The organism is Salinimicrobium oceani (assembly GCF_012037645.1).
The window spans coordinates 1-534 of sequence record NZ_JAAVJR010000353.1; the positions used below are offsets into that span (position 1 = coordinate 1).

Annotated in this window: 1 protein-coding gene; it reads left to right on the forward strand. The window is 44.9% G+C overall.

Going from position 1 to position 534, the window contains the following annotated elements; genetic code table 11:
• On the forward strand, positions 1-534 hold a 534-nt coding region (locus HC175_RS17145; protein WP_262887245.1), incomplete at both ends, for an alpha-amylase family glycosyl hydrolase.

Below are 534 nucleotides of genomic sequence, written 5' to 3' on the forward strand. Positions count from 1 at the left end.
TCCGGACTTTTGTTGAGACTCAAAAACCCGACGCCATTTTACTGGCCGAGGTAGATCTCGACCCTAACCAGTACAATAAATATTTGGGTAATGAAGATCAAATGCACATGCTCTTCAATTTCTACGTAAACAATTTCATGTACCTGGCTTTTGCCAGGGAGGAAGCTACTCCGCTGGCCCGTGCGCTACAAAGAATGCCTATTGAAATCACTGAAAAAGAACAGCTGGCTACTTTCCTGCGAAATCATGATGAGCTCAACCTCGATAAATTGAGCCGCAATGAAAGGGAAGAAGTCTTTAAAGTTTTTGCGCCCGATGAAAACATGAGGATCTTTGGCCGGGGAATCAGAAGAAGGCTGGCCTCTATGTTAGGTAATGACCGCAAGAAAATAGAACTGGCGCATAGCCTTCTCTTTACCCTTCCGGGAACTCCTGTTTTACGATATGGCGAAGAAATTGGAATGGGAGAGGATCTCTCTATGGAAGGTCGCTCCAGTGTTCGTACCGTTATGCAATGGTCTAATGAGAAAAACG